This window comes from Bradyrhizobium sp. TM233 (assembly GCF_036247965.1).
In the GTDB taxonomy this organism is placed as follows: Bacteria; Pseudomonadota; Alphaproteobacteria; order Rhizobiales; family Xanthobacteraceae; genus Bradyrhizobium; species Bradyrhizobium ottawaense.
In genome coordinates this window covers 1-359 of the sequence record NZ_BTIG01000400.1, presented here as the reverse complement: position 1 = coordinate 359, position 359 = coordinate 1, and the positions used below count along the sequence as shown (strand labels likewise).

Here is a 359-nt window from a genome sequence, read left to right as displayed (position 1 = left end):
CGCGAACGGGTCGACCTGATGCGGCTGACTGCGAGCATTGCGCGGGAGAAGTCGATCGGCGTGCTCTTCACCGAGCACGACATGGACGTGGTGTTCGAGCACGCCGACCGCATCATCGTGCTGAATCGAGGGACGCTGATCGCGGAGGGCACGCCAGCCGAGGTGCGCGGCAATCCGCAGGTGCAGGCGGTCTATCTCGGCGAGGGCCTGGTCTACGATGCCCGCCATCGCGAGGGAGCCTCAATATGAAGCTCACCGTCGAGGGCCTCAACAGCCATTATGGCCCGGCGCATATCCTGTTCGACATCGGCTTCGAGGTCGGCGAGGGCGAGGTGGTTGCGCTGCTCGGGCGCAACGGC

2 pseudogenes are annotated in these 359 nt (G+C 65.7%); both read left to right on the top strand.

Annotation, left to right across the window (positions count from 1 at the left end):
• A pseudogene (locus tag AABA86_RS34555) lies at positions 1–249 on the top strand (ABC transporter ATP-binding protein); the annotation flags it as partial.
• Positions 246–359: pseudogene (locus AABA86_RS34550) on the top strand (ABC transporter ATP-binding protein); the annotation flags it as partial. The pseudogenes AABA86_RS34555 and AABA86_RS34550, both read left to right, overlap by 4 nt.